This is a genomic window from Bilophila wadsworthia ATCC 49260, from assembly GCF_000701705.1.
Taxonomy (GTDB): domain Bacteria; phylum Desulfobacterota; class Desulfovibrionia; order Desulfovibrionales; family Desulfovibrionaceae; genus Bilophila; species Bilophila wadsworthia.
Window position 1 is genome coordinate 1 of the sequence record NZ_JNJP01000080.1, and the last position, 15821, is coordinate 15821.

At 47.8% G+C, this 15821-nt stretch carries 20 protein-coding genes and 4 pseudogenes; 17 read left to right on the top strand and 7 right to left on the bottom strand.

Annotated elements, in window-relative coordinates:
• The first annotated feature begins 266 nt into the window (after positions 1 to 266).
• The 6 genes and pseudogenes from T370_RS24565 to T370_RS25200 all read left to right on the top strand — a co-directional run bounded on the left by T370_RS24565 (position 267) and on the right by T370_RS25200 (position 2960).
• Positions 267 to 1148: a tyrosine-type recombinase/integrase gene (locus T370_RS24565; protein ID WP_081847593.1), complete on the top strand. Its 882-nt coding sequence runs from the start codon at positions 267 to 269 to the stop codon at positions 1146 to 1148.
• Positions 1149 to 1556: 408 nt separating this feature from the next.
• Positions 1557 to 1850 (top strand): hypothetical protein, encoded by a 294-nt coding sequence (locus tag T370_RS0117920; protein WP_029436557.1) that lies wholly within the window; start codon positions 1557 to 1559, stop codon positions 1848 to 1850.
• 85 nt (positions 1851 to 1935) lie between these two features.
• A pseudogene (locus tag T370_RS23090) lies at positions 1936 to 2180 on the top strand (DUF4160 domain-containing protein).
• A 14-nt stretch (positions 2181 to 2194) separates the two neighbouring features.
• A complete protein-coding gene (locus tag T370_RS0117930) occupies positions 2195 to 2431 on the top strand; it encodes a DUF2442 domain-containing protein (protein ID WP_029436558.1) in 237 nt (78 codons plus the stop codon).
• An 82-nt stretch (positions 2432 to 2513) separates the two neighbouring features.
• Positions 2514 to 2732 (top strand): hypothetical protein, encoded by a 219-nt coding sequence (locus T370_RS0117935; protein ID WP_029436559.1) that lies wholly within the window; start codon positions 2514 to 2516, stop codon positions 2730 to 2732.
• A gap of 69 nt (positions 2733 to 2801) precedes the next feature.
• Positions 2802 to 2960, top strand: coding sequence for a hypothetical protein (locus T370_RS25200; RefSeq protein ID WP_156034462.1), 159 nt, complete (start codon positions 2802 to 2804; stop codon positions 2958 to 2960).
• A 583-nt stretch (positions 2961 to 3543) separates the two neighbouring features.
• Here the strand turns inward: T370_RS25200 and T370_RS25205 are convergent.
• Positions 3544 to 3954 carry a hypothetical protein gene (locus T370_RS25205; RefSeq protein ID WP_156034463.1) on the bottom strand — a complete coding sequence of 137 codons (411 nt, stop codon included), beginning with the start codon at positions 3952 to 3954 and terminating at the stop codon, positions 3544 to 3546.
• 280 nt (positions 3955 to 4234) lie between these two features.
• The gene (locus T370_RS25210; protein WP_156034464.1) at positions 4235 to 4489 is read right to left on the bottom strand and encodes a hypothetical protein; all 255 of its coding nucleotides are present in this window, start codon (positions 4487 to 4489) and stop codon (positions 4235 to 4237) included.
• A gap of 73 nt (positions 4490 to 4562) precedes the next feature.
• Between T370_RS25210 and T370_RS0117945 the strand changes: the two genes are divergently transcribed.
• Entirely contained in the window at positions 4563 to 4805 is a 243-nt protein-coding gene (locus T370_RS0117945) for a hypothetical protein (RefSeq protein ID WP_029436560.1), read from the top strand.
• Positions 4806 to 4890: 85 nt separating this feature from the next.
• Here the strand turns inward: T370_RS0117945 and T370_RS23805 are convergent, their stop codons facing one another.
• The 5 genes from T370_RS23805 to T370_RS25220 are packed head-to-tail and all read right to left on the bottom strand — an operon-like array spanning position 4891 to position 7832.
• Positions 4891 to 5757 (bottom strand): Rha family transcriptional regulator, encoded by an 867-nt coding sequence (locus tag T370_RS23805; protein ID WP_051643895.1) that lies wholly within the window; start codon positions 5755 to 5757, stop codon positions 4891 to 4893.
• A 19-nt stretch (positions 5758 to 5776) separates the two neighbouring features.
• Positions 5777 to 6217: a hypothetical protein gene (locus T370_RS25215; protein ID WP_156034465.1), complete on the bottom strand. Its 441-nt coding sequence runs from the start codon at positions 6215 to 6217 to the stop codon at positions 5777 to 5779.
• Positions 6218 to 6231: 14 nt separating this feature from the next.
• Positions 6232 to 6681, bottom strand: coding sequence for a hypothetical protein (locus tag T370_RS0117960; protein WP_029436563.1), 450 nt, complete (start codon positions 6679 to 6681; stop codon positions 6232 to 6234).
• Positions 6682 to 7428, bottom strand: a complete 747-nt coding sequence (locus T370_RS0117965; RefSeq protein WP_081847594.1) for a nucleotide-binding protein — start codon at positions 7426 to 7428, stop codon at positions 6682 to 6684.
• An 8-nt stretch (positions 7429 to 7436) separates the two neighbouring features.
• A complete protein-coding gene (locus T370_RS25220; RefSeq protein ID WP_156034466.1) occupies positions 7437 to 7832 on the bottom strand; it encodes a TraK family protein in 396 nt (131 codons plus the stop codon).
• Positions 7833 to 8224: 392 nt separating this feature from the next.
• Between T370_RS25220 and T370_RS23095 the strand changes: the two genes are divergently transcribed.
• From T370_RS23095 to T370_RS23120, 10 genes and pseudogenes are all read left to right on the top strand, one after another.
• Positions 8225 to 8629, top strand: coding sequence for a plasmid mobilization protein (locus T370_RS23095; RefSeq protein WP_051643896.1), 405 nt, complete (start codon positions 8225 to 8227; stop codon positions 8627 to 8629).
• 99 nt (positions 8630 to 8728) lie between these two features.
• A pseudogene (gene traI / locus T370_RS23810) lies at positions 8729 to 10411 on the top strand (TraI/MobA(P) family conjugative relaxase); the annotation flags it as partial.
• 300 nt (positions 10412 to 10711) lie between these two features.
• Positions 10712 to 11029, top strand: a complete 318-nt coding sequence (locus T370_RS26135; RefSeq protein ID WP_282705464.1) for a type IV secretory system conjugative DNA transfer family protein — start codon at positions 10712 to 10714, stop codon at positions 11027 to 11029.
• 37 nt (positions 11030 to 11066) lie between these two features.
• Positions 11067 to 12332: pseudogene (locus T370_RS24570) on the top strand (type IV secretory system conjugative DNA transfer family protein).
• A 19-nt stretch (positions 12333 to 12351) separates the two neighbouring features.
• A complete protein-coding gene (gene traF / locus T370_RS0117985; protein WP_005030753.1) occupies positions 12352 to 12807 on the top strand; it encodes a conjugative transfer signal peptidase TraF in 456 nt (151 codons plus the stop codon).
• Positions 12808 to 12810: 3 nt separating this feature from the next.
• Positions 12811 to 13242 (top strand): ArdC-like ssDNA-binding domain-containing protein, encoded by a 432-nt coding sequence (locus T370_RS25745; RefSeq protein WP_051643900.1) that lies wholly within the window; start codon positions 12811 to 12813, stop codon positions 13240 to 13242.
• A 26-nt stretch (positions 13243 to 13268) separates the two neighbouring features.
• Positions 13269 to 13828 (top strand): annotated as a pseudogene (locus T370_RS25755) (zincin-like metallopeptidase domain-containing protein).
• Complete coding sequence (locus T370_RS26005; RefSeq protein WP_248604282.1) at positions 13773 to 15134, top strand: DUF5710 domain-containing protein; 1362 nt, start codon at positions 13773 to 13775, stop codon at positions 15132 to 15134. The pseudogene T370_RS25755 and the gene T370_RS26005 overlap by 56 nt, the downstream one beginning before the upstream one ends.
• Before the next feature lie 102 nt (positions 15135 to 15236).
• Entirely contained in the window at positions 15237 to 15479 is a 243-nt protein-coding gene (locus T370_RS0118000; protein WP_029436566.1) for a hypothetical protein, read from the top strand.
• Between the two features lie 181 nt (positions 15480 to 15660).
• The coding region (locus T370_RS23120) for an IS200/IS605 family transposase (RefSeq protein WP_034506989.1) at positions 15661 to 15821 on the top strand (161 nt) is incomplete at its 3' end.

Below are 15821 nucleotides of genomic sequence, written 5' to 3' on the forward strand. Positions count from 1 at the left end.
ACCTGAAGGGGGCGGAGTGGTTTGAGGGCCGGGAGGGAGGGCTTTACAAGGGCGGGGTGCTTATAATACAAAAGGCGCACCACAAAACCTCAATTTTGGAGGTATGTGATGCGCCTTCAGATGTCTGTTGGCGTCCCCAAGCGGATTTGAACCGCTGTTGACGGCGTGAAAGGCCGTATGTCTTTCTAGCTACTAGTCTTTGATTCTCAAAGACTTTTTTTTTACCTACATGCGAATTTTTCTCTATATACCGCATGAGGTAAGAAATGGCAATACTGAAAGACGCTTGGCAACTTTATAATTCTTTAACTCTTTGTGATGACTCAAAAAAGGGAGTAAGAACCGAACTCCGTAGGTGGGAGCTTCACCTCTCTCACCTCGAACAGAGAGAAATTAGCTCTATAAAAAAACTCGATCTCGCTCGGCTCCGCTGCCATCTCGAAAAAAAGAATTTGAGCCCACAAACCATCTACCACTGTCTGAGCTTGCTCAGACGTGTCCTGTATACCGCAAAAGAATATGAACTCAGCGATACAAAATTGCCATCATTTCCAATGCCTAAAGTTAAAAATCAACGCTATCGCTTCCTGTCAATTGATGAAGCTAATATGCTGATAGCTTGTTTATCAAATAGAAAGTTTTTTTCTAGTATGCTTTGGCGAGATTTGACTGTGCTGTCCCTGAATACAGGACTCAGACCAAATGAACTTTTTAATCTCAGGCGATGTCATATTTCTTTAAAAAATAAAATAATATATGTGGCTGAGAGTAAGAATGGAGATTCAAGATACATAAAAATGAAACCTATTGTTGCCTCGATATGCCAAAAACATTTACCTGCCTCACGTGAGGCTTTGCTATTCCATAAGGAAAATGGAGAATCCTTTACGCAGGCAGGATCTCCATTTCGGAGAGCAGTAAAACTATGTAGATTTAATGAGGAGATAACCGATCCGTTATATAAAGTTGTTTTTTATACGCTGTGCTATACTTTTGCGAGTTGGTTAGTTATGCAAGGAGTTCCACTATATAGCGTAGGGAAAATGCTTGGACACAAGACAACGATAATGACGCAAAGATATGCTCATCTTTCGCCAGATTACATGAACTCGATAGATAAGCTGCCTGATTTTGATATAAAAATATAATTAGCCATCCGGCTGAGTTCAACCAACACTTCAAGCAAAGGAAGGGTGCGCCTGTCGGCGCATCTTCTGCGCCATCGCTCCCTCCACTTCTGCGCTCCTTGTGTAGCTCCGTGCGACCAGCAAATGCTGGCCGTACTCGCCCTCACTCCCTTCATTTCATTCCGGTCGTTCCGTCACGGAAGCAAGCCCATTTTTTCAGATTTTCTTTTTTCTGGCGTTGACACGCCTTTTAAGCAGGACTCCCAGAGGGCTTCTTTCACTTGGTGAAAGCCCTCTGGGAGTCCTGTTTAAAAAGGCAGGTTTCAACTCCAGAGAAAAAAAGCTCCGGGGGAGTGGGCGGATCAAAGGCGATGGTGAGTCGCTGGGCTGCCAAGTGAAAGGAACAGTCAACAATTGTGGAGGATTCCGATGAAACAGGGTGACATCTTTGTGAGCAGCTGGGGATATGATCAGACGAACGTCGATTTTTATGAAGTGGTGAAGGTGGCGGCGAAGACCGTAACGCTGATTCCCATTGAACGGAAGGTTCAGCTAAAAGGCTTCATGCGGTATACGGCCATGCCGATTCCGGGGAGCGGGAAGGGAAAGGCGTTCAGGAGACGGATTATTGATTGTTTCGATGTTCCGGCGTGTCGCATCACCAGCTACGCGACTGCGAGACTGTGGGATGGAAAGGCACGGGAAGGCTCGTCCTATGCCTGAGTGAGGCCGTTCCGGGAAGCGGGACGGCCTTTGCTATGGACGGGAACTGCGAAAATGATTACTTTAAGACAGTAAGGGAACAACAATGCCTGTCATCGCAAGGTTCTACGGTATCATCATCAAAATGTACTTTTTGGCGGGGGAACACAATCCGCCTCACTTCCATGCCATCTATGGCGAATATGTCGGCGTCATAGACTTGATATGATTGAAGGGGATTTACCCCGTAAGGCATTATTTCTTGTTCAAGAGTGGGCTGGAGAACACAGGGAGGCCCTGCAAAAAATGTGGGATACTCAGGAGTTTATCCAGCTTCCCCCTCTCGTTTAAGTAGGAGGTACGCAATGTTCTATCGTATTCATTCCGTCAATCCTCTTCCCAATAAGCATCTTTTGGTCTGTTTTTGGGATAATACGGTAAAGCAGTACAATATGGAGCCACTGATCAGGTCTATACCTGCTTTTCAGATACTGGAAGAGCCAGTTCTCTTCAATCAGGTTCGTGTTGATGCTGGTGGATATGGTGTCACTTGGAATGATAATCTAGACCTTTCCTGCAACGAACTGTGGGAAAAGGGATAGATTGTGCAATAGGTTCTTTTTATTCTTTATATATCATTGAAGGCGATTCGGAGACGGATCGCCTTTTTCTTTAGGAGAAGACATGAATGGTACATTGATGCTGTACTTAGATCAGTATGGAAATCATTTCTATGCGAGAACGGTCAGGGAGCTGCAGGAAAAGGTTGGAAGCAGTGGGAGTAGAATCGCAAAAATGTATGTTGAAAACGGGGCCGATGGTGAGCCCCGACATGTCGGTTATGTCATCGCGGGGCATTGGCTGAAGATGTTTGCGCCAATAGAATTACCCGTAAATCTGTAATACTATGTTTATATAACCCTGTATTTCTGTATATCGGAAATACAGGGTTCTCCTTGAGGAGTCAACTATATGAAATCACTTGATGAGTATAAAGATTTTTCTGAGCATGAGTGTCCTTTTTGTAAAGGAATAGATATAAATATGAAAATATATCAGTATGATTCTGTTGAATATCTAGAAATATTATATATGTTTGCATTGCTACAAAAAATGGTGGGTTCAATATAAACTATGTGGTATTGAGGCAAATACATCGACGCTGTGAGTACAGTTACTATATAAATAAGTGATAATATCCCGTAGTCTCATATGCTTTTTATTGTATTTTTGAAAGTGTAATACAGTTACCTGGATTTAATTGGGAAGAAAATTGGCAACACGCAGGACAATGGAAAGATGCACGTTATGCAGTTCAGGATTTCGCTGAGTCATATAATTTGAATGAAGAAGATGAAAATCGTATCGCCGTGCTTAACAGGGATACGGGGGAAGTCAGCGTGTGGGAACTTACAATCCAGAAAGAATATGATATTACAGAGGTAGTAGCATAAGGGAAGTTTGCCTTCCTTTTCGCCTCAGAAATGGGCCTAGAATCGTTTTTCTAGCGTTTCACGGGATATGCCCAAAAAAAGAAAGCCCCGGAAAAGGGGCTTTCCGGGGCTTTATCACTACTTCAAAATTTCTTCTTCAAGCGCAGCAATCAGTGTGCTTCGTACTAGCGGGCAGAAAATACGCTCTACGGGGCTACTCGCGACCTTATTGGTTGGCTGTGGGTGTTTCCTTTCTGCATATTGCCGTCGTGGAGTGGTTTTTAAAATGACGCGGATACTCTTCTGTGTGTCTTTTGATCAAAATAATATGCCCTCATTGGAATATTTTTACATATTTGTGTATGAAGTATTCTCGCTTTAGGCACATCCATTTCGACACGAGAACCAGTAAAGAAAACACTGGATGTCATCGATGAAACAGCCATTTCTGATACAAAAATAGTGATTATTTCTTCAGAAGGTACATCTTTTAAATCGAATTTTGATCTTGCATCAGCACTAAACAACAAACTACATTTGTTTATTTGTTTTAATTCTAATGCAATACATTGAATTTCTTTAACATCAACACAGTCAAGAATGACTTCTTTTGCCTGTGCATGTACAAAAAAAATAAGTATAGATATTAAGAATATAAACAACTGTACTATTCTATATTTTTTACTGTGCATAATAGTTGTGCATCATCAAAATTTGTTACAAGTACAAGTTTCCAATCCACAGGGGCTTCACGAAAATATGAAAACGTAAAAACAACGGAACTAAGAGGAAGCAAATAAGAACTTTTTGATTTTTTACCCAATTCATTATAACTGTCAATATTTACATCTGCACAACGTACTGGATTTAAATTCTTTATATGTACATTAATAACTGAAGTTGCTGAAAAAAACAAAAAGAGAGGAGAAGTATCTCCCCTCAAGAGATCTGTAACAATAGGTGTATTTTTTATCAATACCTTTTGAGCTGTTTTTTCGGGTAAGATTCGTTGTATTTTACATTTGCAGTTTGGATGAGGACGTTGTGGTTTTTCAAAAAAAGTTTTTTAGCAAAAGATTTGCATTTCTCACAAGCTCCTTCTTCTGGTGTAACAATCCAAATATCAGGCTTGAGTAGTAATTCTGGATCAAGTTCACGAAGTCTTTTAGATGCACGCTCTTCTTCAAGATCTTTTATTAGTTCCTCAAGTGTACCATCTCTGTACATAGCATCCTCTCTTACATTATCGTTGCTGGTAAAGAGTTACTAGCAAAATTCAGACAAGAAAAAAGATTGAACAATGTCAGCATATCAAAAGTCTGTCTGGCTTGGGGACCTGATGCGGTACAGGAACCTTGAAAAGCTGTGGGTAGGTATTCGGGCCGATCCGTCCACCGTGTCCGTCGCGGTTCCTCGGACTACTGAAACCGTGGGCATCGGCAGGGCGAAACGGATCAGCCGGGATTGGTGGCTTTTCGAGTCAGAGAGCGGCGAGTACGGGTTTGTGGCCACAAAGGATACGGTGAAGTGGATACTGGACTGAAAATTTTTCGCAATACTTCGGGCATCGGCCCGTATTACAGGAAAAGCCCGGCATCAAAGATTGGTGCCGGGCTTTTCCGTTGGGGTCAGTTCAGCCGTAGGTCGTAATGGGAGATGCCGCCCCATAGGGTGAAGAGAACCTTCAGGCCGTCAGAATCGGAAGAGATGCCTTCCTGAAGGGAAAGGCCGCATTTGTTCTGGACGTAGTTTTGAATATCGCTTTTGGTAAAGTCTGAGGAGTGGTTCCAGAAATTGATGGGGCCGTTTATGGCGGCGGCATATTGGGAGGATGCCTGCGCGTCTTCCGAGGTTTTGCCGGAGATGAGGAGCATTCTTTTCATCACGGAAAAGACGGCATGGCGGTAGTCGGACTGGCGCATGTCTTCCAAGCTGGAGAGGTGGAAGAACGTGAGCAGTTCTTTGAGCGCGTCTTCAGGCTGGCGATTCTGGAGGAGGCATTCCATATTGAGGACACCGAGGAGGGATTCCGTCCGGGCCTTGGTGAGCTTTCGTGCGGAGCGGAAGAACTCGGGCTTCTCCCATGTCCGGGGGGCGGGCTGTTCCGGTTCTTTGGGGGGCGTCTCTTGCCGCTGGCGTTGTCGGAGCAAGGCCGCTTCCATCGCATCGAAGGCTTCAAGGAAACGTTCCTTCCATGCCGCCGCCTTTTTGCCGGTAAAGCCCATCGCGAGGAAGGCGAAGCCGTCGCGGGTGAGACGGTAGGCGGGGCGTATTTCTCCTTTAGCGTCCTTGTACCCAACGGGCGCAAAATTGCGCTCGTTGAACTCTGGAGAGCATTCCATGTTGTATATAGCCCTCAATACATCCTTATGCTCCTTCTCGAACGCCTGAGCGATGACGAGGGACGTGGTAGTTGGAATACCGTTTTCGGTTTGGATCATGTCTTCAATGGTGGGCTCGAAGACTTCCTGAGTGGTGATCTGTTCAGTTTCCATCCTGCGTTCCTTTTTGAAATTATTCGTTTGGCGTATCGTTTTCTTCTTTGGGTTCAGGGGAGTTCTTCTGTTTTTTGAGCTTCTTGAGCTCTTTTGCGGTCATTTTTCCCCATTCATTGACGATGACGGCCTTGTGTTCGGGAAGAACCACGTTTCGCACCAGCGTATAGCCGTCAGGAATATGGCTGTGGTAAGGGGGATTCCATTTCCAAAGAGCGAGAACGGATTGCCATTCTTCGGATTCGAGAGGTTTAAGCAACAGGGGAAGGGGCAGTCCAAGAGAGTCCGAAATGGCTTGCATTGTATTAAGCGTCAGACCTGTATCCCCGCCTTCACTGAGGAGACTGTAGGTTCTTCCATATGAAATCCCTATAATCTCAGCAAATTGTTGTCGAGAATACCCCCATTCATGATAGAAACGGATGATATGGGATTGGAATATCTTTGAATAATCTTCCACAAGACGATCTCCCTTCAGATTACATTAATCAAAAACAGAAAGAGGCTTAAAAGGTTCAGGAGAGCAAGAACGCTTCCTCCTATCCAAACTTTGCGCGGGATATGGACGATAACGGACATCTGATCCTTTAGAGTGGCCAAAGCGGTTTGTGCCAGCAGTTTTTTGAAAGAGGCTTCCTCCACAGTAGCCTTCATCGTTGTGGGAATGCTTTTCATCAACTGTTCGGCGCTGGAGCGGGCGAAGGAGAGAGCTTTTTCCGATCTCGCTTTTTCCGCGAGGTCAAGCTCTAGACAAAGGGTTTCGATTTTTCCGCTGAAATCATCGAGAATTTTTCTCTGGCTTTCAAGTAAATCTCTCTCAAATTTGGCAAGGATAGTATGGAGGATACAGATCGAGTCCTTCCGGTCAAGGCTAACGTGATTTTCCTTCGCAACAAGAGCGATATATTCCTCAAGAGAATCCATTTAGAGCACCCTTGCGGCGTCAAGCATGGTGAAAACACGTTGTCTGATCATACCGATGCGATGCCGAGTCATGAGGTCATAGTCCTGTGGAGCTTGTTCCTCATCGCAAACTTCGGCAAAGGTGAGGCGATTCTTTTGCAGGAGGGCAAAAGATTTGCCGAAGGTATCTTTTGGAAAATCGGGATAATATAATACCGCGCTTACGTGAGCCCTGTTTTCCCGGTATACGCCAAAGTCCTCAAAAGATTTTCCGCCCCGTTCAATAGTGCCAAAGAAGGGATTCAGCCAGACGATGATACGGGCTTCGGGGGCGAACTGCGTCACAATTTGTTTGAAGCCGTCGACCGTACCGGTGAGGTTGTCGCCCCCCACTATAATGACATGGAAGGTCACAGTATGTCCCATCGAAACGAGAAGGGACGTAATGGCATTTGTTACCATGTAGTCCAACAGCGGCACAAAGGAGCTGGTGCCGTTGTCGATGACGAAATGTTCATTTTCCTCCCCTTGGGCAATAAGCTCGACGAAGCGGTCAAATTGGGTTTTGTCGATGTTGTTTTCCACCATAATGTTGACCCGCACGGCGTGGAGGGCTTCATAGGCGATGAGGGTAGGGGTAACGGGATCGCAGTCGATACAGGTGGTTTTGACGCCTTTGCTGATAAGGTATTGAGCCACGATGTAGCTGACGAGGCTTTTGCCGGTTCCCCCTTTGGGGTTCAGAAAGAAGTGAACATGGGCCATCATTTTTCTCCTTAGAAGAGGGTTGGATCGTCTTTCTTAGCAGGGTTCCAGTCGACCCCTTTGACGCTGAAATCCTTGAGAGCAGTGCTCGTTTGAGAAGCCGGAGGAGTCTCCGGCTTTTTTTCTGGCGTAACAGCTTTTTGGCCTGAAGGAACAGGTGATTCCACCTTGCCGTCGGTTTCTTGCAAAGCCCTCACGTTCGCCCTGAACGACTCATAGGAACTTGGGTATTTCCCCGTATCTTTTAGAGCTTTCCATACGCTCCTCAAAGACCAGCCGTCTTGGAGAGAGGTATTGATTTCAGCCCATAAAGAAAGAACGAGAGGGCGGCAGCGGCTTACTCTGTCGGAACACTTTGCTTTTCTTAGAGTTTCTTCCCTCAGTATCTCTGAAAGGCTTGCAGTCATAAAAACTCCCTGTTTGGTTCCTACTGTTAGGCTTATAAAATGTCAATTTAAAGAAAAAATATTGAATAAAATTTTATATAAATCGAAATATATGATTCTGTAACTCGCTGCAAGTTTTTTATATAAATCTGTAATAATCAGTAATTATTTTATCTTATTCTGTATTTCTCTGCACAATTCTGTAAGTCTCTGTAAAACTCTGCAAGATTCTGCAAAACTCTGGATAACTCTGTTTTTCGTATATTTTGACAGAAAATTGCAGAAAGTGATATACGAAGTACAACGATGAAAAAAGGGCAGGATGTGTGGCGTGGGCCTACGCCCACCCCACGTTCCCTTATTCGCACTGGCGTGCTCAACGGGAACCATCCTGCCCTGCGGGGCTCAAAGGCATGACAAAACACAAGCTCGATCCTGCGGTTCGGAAAAAAGGAACCGACCCAAATGCCCGCCGAAAGCTCCTCCCCTTGAAGGTGTACTGCACGAAAGAGGAACGGGCCGTGATTGAAGAACAGGCCAAAACTGCGGGCATGAGCGTTTCGGAATACCTGCGGAATGTTGGAAAGGGGACGCCGGTGAAAAGCCGGGTGGACGTGCAGGCGATCAAGGCGCTTGCCAAGGTCAACGCTGATCTGGGCCGGGCCGGGGGCTTACTCAAAATGCTTCTAAAAAACGAGGAAAGGCTCATTGGCTATTCTGGGGAACAACTGAGGCAAATGACCAACAACACGGTAGGCGAGATCAACAGGCTCCAATCTTCCTTGGCGTTGATTTCTAAAAGAATTTTAAGGGACTAGATTATGATTGCCCGGCGCTTGCGCATGAACACTCCATCAAAAAGCAGCATTACCCGGCTGATTGCCTACCTTACAAATTAGCAGGGGAGCAGCAACCGGGTACAGGACGTTCGCATAACGGGATGCGAGTCTGAAGACGCTACATGGGCGAGCATGGAAATGCTGGCCGTCCAGCAGCAGAACACTCGGGCAAAGAGCGATAAGACCTACCACTGTATGATCAGCTTTCAGGAAGGGGAGCACCCCTCCCCGGAGGAGATTGCGGAGATCGAGCAGCGGTTTTGCGAAAGTCTTGGCTATGGAAGTCACCAGCGCGTGTCCGTCCTGCACGGCGACACGGAACACTTCCATCTGCACATCGCCATCAACAAGATTCATCCTGAAAAGCTGACTATCCATGAGCCCTTCTATGATCATAAGGAACTGGCCCGTGTCTGCACGGAAGTTGAACGGCAATACGGACTAGGCGTGGACAACCATACGTTCCGAACACAGGCCCGGCCCAACGCGGCCATCAACATGGAGAGGGCGGGGGACATAGAGTCTCTCACCGGCTGGATACAGCGTACCTGCCTTGCGGATTTGAAGGATGCGCGGGACTGGAAGACGTTCGGCGCTGTTTTGGCGAAGCATGGCCTGACGCTTAAGGCTAGGGGAAACGGCTTGGTCTTTGCCTCTGGTGAGCTGCACGTCAAGGCCAGTTCCATTGATCGAAGCCTGTCCAAAACCTCTTTGGAAAAGCGGCTCGGAAGGTTTGAAGGTATCTCCCCGTCATCTTCTGTGGAGTCACAAAAGACCTATGAGCGCAAGCCGTTATCGGCAGGCGCTTCTCGCTTGTGGAGTGAATACCAGCGCGAAGAACAGGAGCGCCAGGACAAGCGCGAACGCCTGCGGCAGGAACGTATGGAACAGCGGGAAGAGGCCGTAAAGGATTTCCGCCTCAGAAACCTGCTCATCAAGAACATGACCAGCGGCATCCTCAACAAGCTCATCTTGTACCGTTTGAGCCGCAATCGGCTGAAGAAGCAGCTACAGAAGAAGCAGTGGATCGACTGGTTGAGAACCAAGGCCGGACAGAGCCATCCTGTCGGCAAGCATTCCCTCCGGGAAAAGCAAGGAGCGGCACCTCGTGGAGCGGACACCGTTCTTCGAATCCTTGATTTTGGCAAAGCCCGATACCGCTTCAATCCCGAGGAGCGTGAGAGTTTCTTCATCCGTGTGGAGCGGCAGAGCGGCAGCCGGGCAGTGATCTGGGGAACAGACCTTGAACGGGCCGTTGCGGAGTCGGGAATGGCCATCGGAGATCGCATAAGCCTTCACAAGATCGGTGCTGAAGCCGTTTCCGTCCATCAGAGGCAGGAAGACGGCCAAGGCCATGTGGAAAAGGCCCGCATCGCGGGTCAGCGTAATCAATGGCGGATAGACGTGCTTTCAAAAAGGATTTCGGAAGAGGCTTTGGCCTATCTCCAATCCCGCTACGAGGGGCACAGCAGCTACCTCCGGGGCATAGAGCGGCATCCACTGGAGCCGGAAACAATCACCCGAAAGGGTACGCGGATATTTGCCGAGGGCGTCAAGGAAAACGGCGGACGTCTGTTTGTCTCGCGGCAAGCAACGGATGCGGAACTCAGGTGCATCATGGGTTTTGCCGAACGTCATTATAAGGACGTGACGATCCATGCCCCCGATACTCTATGCGCACGGATGAAGGGCGGCATCACACAACACCCGGAACAGAAACGTACTCAGGAACAATCACAGGATGAGGGGTATGGACGATGACCCAAAATGCAAAGCGCACTTCCCGCCTTGGCGCGGCCTGTTATGTCTTTACGGCTTTTTTCATGGGGTTATGGGCAGCCACACAGTTTGTCGCATGGAGAGTAGCCTATCATCCTTCCCTTGGCCCTAATCTGCATGGAGTCTATCCTCCGTGGGATATTCTCGTCTGGTGGCGGCAAGGCGGGTATGATGCTTTCCCCGATCTTTTTTTGGCCGGAGGTTCGGCGGGCACGGGGATAACGGCGGTCATACTGATTTTTTTCATTATTACAGACAGTTGCTACAAACACAAGTCGAGCTGTGGAAACGATACACGGTTCAGCACGTTGGGCGGGCAGAAAACACATTGAAGAAGCTGGATTTCTTAAAGATGAAGGTGTGTTCATCGGAGGCTGGAAAGATCCGGAAACAGGAACGTGTCATTATCTTCGTTTTAAGGGAAACCTTCATATTTTGGCCCTTGCTCCCACGCGCTCAGGAAAAGGGGTTTGCCTTGTTTTACCCACTTTGCTGACGTGGATGGAGAGTTGTGTCGTCACGGATATTAAAGGGGAACTTTGGGCACTCACTGCCGGATGGCGGCAGAAGTACGCCAAACAAGAGAACATTGCGTTTTGATCCTGCATCACCATACGGCTCCATTAAGTGGAATCCTTTGGATGAAGTCCGCCTGGGGACAGAATTTGAAACGGGCGATGTTCAAAATCTGGCAGGTACTTTAGTCGATCCTACAGGCAAAGGGTTGGAAGATACAGGAAGTTCAGCTCACTTTAATAAACTTGCCCGTTCTTTACTTGTGGGGATTATTACTCATGTTCTTTATAAAAGAGAAAAAACAGGAGAAATAGCTTCATTAGATGAAATTGATATAATTTTACAAGGAAAAGTACAAGATGATAGCTATTGGGAGGAATTAAAAAAATACAAACACATGAAAGATGAAAAAGGTAATTGGATTGCGCATCCATTGGTTGTCAAAATAGCTAATGATATAATGGCTGTTAAGGAAAAAGAACGTGGATCTATTATGACGACAACCAAGAATATTCTTAGTCTGTATAGAGACAGTGTGGTTGCAAAGAATACATCATGCTCTGAATTTCATATTTCAGATTTAATGGATTCATAAAATCCTATTGCTTTATATATAATTGTACAACCTTCTGATCAAGTTCGATTGTCTCCTCTTGTTCGAGTTTTTATGAATATGTGTTGTCGGCTTTTGGCAAATAAGATGACATTTGAAAAACAGAAATCTGGAGATGTTCGAGCTGTATGTAATCATAAACATAAGCTCCTTATGCTTCTTGATGAATTTCCAGCATGGGGAAGATTGGAAAGTGTTGAAGAATCATTAGCTTATTTAGCTGGATTTGGCATTTATTTCTATATTATTGCTCAAGATATGCAACAGTTTATCAAGACATATGGTGAAAACCAGACGATTACTGCGAATACGCATATTCAGATTGGTTTTGCACCCAACAATCCTAAAAGCATAAAATATCTGTCTGAAATGACGGGGGTAACGACAGTTGTAAAACCGCAAGTTACGACAAGTGGTTCTCGAATAGGGGTATTCCAGAAACAGGTTAGCACAACATACCAAGAAGTCCGGAGGCAACTCATGACGGAAGATGAAGTCATGCGGATGCCAAAAGCAAAGATGGATGGCGACAACATGATCGAGGGTGGGGACATGCTCATCTTTCTGGCTGGTACGCCCGCCATCTATGGAAAGCAGATGCCCTACTTCCTCGATCCCGTCTTGAAGGCTCGTACCGGCGTGGAACCCCCGGCAGATACCGACCGGATCATTGAGCCAGTGCAGGAACAAGAGGTCAATTTGGAGCAAGTTCCCAATACCTGCGAGGGCATCTTCGATGAAGAGCAGCCGGACCCCTCCTTTTTTGAAGCGTAGTCTCTTCGCGTTAGGCTTTATGCTGGTCCTCTTGGGGGTAACAGGTTGTTTTTTCGTGGTGAATACCACACGTAGCTTTCCTCTTGGCGTTTATTTCAAAACACACGGTCCAGTTCATAAAGGCGATCTCGTTTTGTTCTGCCCCGAAGAGAACATGGTGGCGCGCTATGGGCGCGCACGCGGCCTCATTTCTTACGGCGTTTGTCCCGGCAGGTACGGCTACCTGATCAAGCGTGTCATGGCCACCGAAGGCGACGAGGTAAACCTTTCCGACGCAGGGGTGTCGGTAAACGGGATTTGCCTTCCCAACAGCCAGCGGCAAAAAGCCTTTCCCGCTTTTTCGGGCTCGTTGGTCCTGCATAATCAGGTTCTGCTCATGTCTGAACACCCACTCTCTTTCGACAGCCGCTACTTCGGCTTCGTCAGGGTTGAAAAAATATGTACGCCCCTGAAACCCTTCATTTTGTGGGAGTAATATATGACCAAAGCAGATGATCATTATGTGCAGGTAGCCGAGACGCTGATTGAAAAGCTGGAGCAGGGAACCGCGCCTTGGCAGAAACCTTGGGATAGCGGCGGATACGGTTCCTTGCCCATGAACCCTACGACAGGCAACCGCTATCGTGGCGGCAATGCCCTACAACTGATGATGCGGGAGTACGGCGATCCCCGTTGGATGACCTACCGTCAGGCGCAGCAAGCCGAGGTACAGGTTCGCAAGGGAGAGAGGGGAACCCCCATAATTTATTGGAAAGTTGAGGAGGAGCGATCTGTCCGAGGTGAGGACGGCAAGCCGGTTTATGATAAGGATGGAAATTCGCTCAAGGAAACGGTGCAGCTTGAGCGTCCGCGTAGCTTTATCAGCTATGTGTTTAACGCAGAGCAGATCGACGGATTGCCCCCTTGGTAGCCGATAAGGAAAGAGTATGGGCGGACGTGCAGCGGGCGGAAAATATCCTTGAGGCGTCCGGTGTAAAACTTGTCCATAGGGCACAGGGACACGCTTTCTACAGGCCGGGGGAAGATGCTATTTATCTCCCTGAAAAAAACAGTTTTCGAGTGAGGAAGGGTATTATTCGACAGCCCTTCATGAACTTTCGCACTGGACTGGCCATGAATCTCGTTTGAACCGTGAATTCGGGCCGTTCGGTTCCATTGCCTATGCTAAAGAGGAACTGAGGGCCGAAATCGGCAGTATGATGATTTCCGGTGAACTTGGCATCGGCCAAAGTGTTGATGACCATGCCGCCTACGTCCAGAGTTGGATAAAAATTCTTAGGGATGATCCGCGTGAGGTTTTCCGAGCCGCAGCCGATGCGGAAAAGATCATGGATTATGTCATGGAATTTGAACACACAGGAATTGGGGCAAGAGCACCAATCGGGTTTGGAAAAAAACTCTCTGGGTATGCCGGAACAGGGGGGCGAGCTACATGCCGACATGCAAGAACACCAGGCGGAAGCCACGAGAAGCCAGACTGCGGCATCATCAAATAACGAACGTGTTTATCTGAATGTTCCCTTCAAGCAAAAAGAGGAGGCCAAAGCCCTTGGAGCACAGTGGGATCGGCAAAAAAGGTCATGGTATGTTCCGGCAGCCACCGATACGGCAGCTTTTGCCAAATGGTTAAAGAAGGAGGAGACAGTGCAGACCCCTCAGAAGGAAGCAAGCGAACAGCGTCGGGACCCCCAACGGCTTTATTTGGCTGTTCCCTATCTGGAGCGGAAGGCGGCGAAGACGGCAGGGGCAAAATGGGACAGCATCGCTCAAAGCTGGTATGCCGGGCCACAGGCAGACATGGAACAGTTGAAAAGATGGCTTCCGGAAAATGTGAAGAACGAACAGCTTCCCGCGATGACTCCCCGTGAGGAGTTTGCGGAAGCCCTGCGTTCTGTCGAGTGCATCGTCGAAGGAGAGCATCCGTTGATGGACGGCGCGGCACATCGAATCAGGACGGAAGGCGATAGGGCGGGAGCCTCTTCAGGGTTCTATGTCGCTTATATGGATGGGCGGCCAGCGGGGTACGTGAAGAATAATCGGACGGGAGAAGAGGTGCGTTGGAAAACGCAAGGGGCTTTTATAAGCCAACAGGATAAAGCAGCCTTCCAAGCCGAATGCGCCAGAAAACAACAGGAACGGGCCAAAGAGCTGCTTCTCGAACATGAAAAAACGGCAGAACGTGTGGCCGGGCAGCTCTCCTGGATGAAACAAGACGTGCCGACTCCTTATCTGGACAGGAAAGGACTGGCTCCCCGAAGAGGAGTTTTTTTGGCCACAGATGGAAAAACGACTTGCATCCCTGCTGTTGACGCAGATGGAAAGCTGTGGTCCATGCAGTATATTCAGGAAGACGGTACAAAGAGATTCGCCAAAAACAGCCGCAAGGAAGGATGTTTCCACCCTGTGGGCGGCATGGACGCCTTGCGTACCGCCCCGGCCATCGTGATAGCTGAGGGCTACGCCACGGCAGGAAGCATTTCTGATGCCATAGGTCATGCGACCGTCGCGGCTTTCGACTCTGGGAATCTTATGGCCGTGGCTACGGCTCTTAAAGATAAATACCCGGATAAAGCCGTAATCATCGCGGGAGATGACGATCTCCATCTCCTTAATCATCCAAAGGTTCGAGCCAATCCCGGACGTGAAAAGGCGGAAAAGGCTGCACAGGCCGTGGGAGGTAAAGCCGTTTTCCCTGTCTTTGTTCCCGGAGAACGGGAAAAAGATATGGCCGGTTTTACGGACTTCAATGACCTAAGCCAAAAGAGTAACATTGGGTATGGCTGCGGTGGCCCGCCAGCTTAAACCGGCCATTGAGAAGGCCATCAAGGAAAAGGCCATTGAACTTGAGAAGAATAAACAACTGGTTCATTCCCACTCTGAGGAAATGAGCCGCTGAGGTGGGTCATGAGCGAAAAAACGGAATTGTCGGCACGAGAGGAGGAAGAGGCCGTGCGCGCCGCATACACGCGACCGGACGAAGCTACGACGCTCAGGGAGTCTGTCGAGGCAAAGTGTGCCCTGCTTTCCGTCCCCGGACTGGAGGTAGAATTTGATCCGGAGGAAGCGGAGCAGTGTGGCGCGTTCATGGAGGACGCTCTGAGCGAAGAAGAGGCGGCGGACGCATCACAGGATGTGATCTCTTGCTGACGAAAAAGGGCGTTCTCTTTAGAGAGAGCGCCCTTTTCTTGTATAAAAAGAAAACCTCCCGCTAGGCGGGAGGTTCCGAAAAGCTTACAGCTTTGCATATGTTATAAAAACTCCTTTTGATTTGTTAGTAAAGCTTGCGGTCTGGCAACTGCAAGCGGCAACAAATCAAAAGGAGGTCACAATGAGTGACGTTCAAAGTTTAGCCCACACAAAATGGAACTGCAAATACCATGTGGTATTTGCCCCCAAATATCGCAGGCAGGTTTTCTATGGGGAAAAGAAGCGTGAGATCGGCGAGATATTGCGCAGGCTTTGTGAATGGAAAGGAGTGACAATTCTCGA